Here is a 545-nt window from a genome sequence, read left to right on the forward strand (position 1 = left end):
CGACTCCTGATACTCCGCCTGCCAGTCCGAATCGGCGACGATCCCGCCGCCGCCCCAGCAGCACACCTGACCATCCTTGACCAGCAGACTGCGAATGGCGATGGAGCTGTCCATCTCGCCGCGCACGTCCAGGTACAGCAACGAGCCGCAATACAGACCGCGCCGGGTCGGTTCCAGCTCGTCAATGATCTGCATCGCCCGAATCTTCGGTGCGCCGGTGATCGAGCCGCCGGGGAAGCTGCCAGCGATCAGGTCCAGCGCATCACGATCCGCCGCCAGTTCACCGGTCACGCTGCTGACCAGGTGATGCACGTTCGGATAGCTTTCCAGACTGAACAACTCCGGCACCCGCACCGAGCCGATGCGGCAGGTGCGCCCGAGGTCGTTGCGCAGCAGGTCGACGATCATCAGGTTTTCTGCGCGGTCCTTGGGGCTCGCCAAGAGTTCGGCGGCGTTGGCCGCGTCCTCGGCTGGGGTCAGGCCGCGAGGGCGGGTGCCCTTGATCGGACGGGTTTCAACCTGACGCTGGCTGACTCTGACGAAAC

At 65.3% G+C, this 545-nt stretch carries 1 protein-coding gene; it reads right to left on the minus strand.

Features of this window, described 5'->3' with window-relative positions; translation table 11 throughout:
- Window positions 1–545, minus strand: a 545-nt coding sequence (locus tag OQK_RS01425; protein WP_016770779.1) for an anthranilate synthase component I family protein, incomplete at both ends; no start/stop codon positions are given.

The organism is Pseudomonas sp. R62, assembly GCF_000257605.1.
GTDB lineage: Bacteria > Pseudomonadota > Gammaproteobacteria > Pseudomonadales > Pseudomonadaceae > Aquipseudomonas > Aquipseudomonas atacamensis.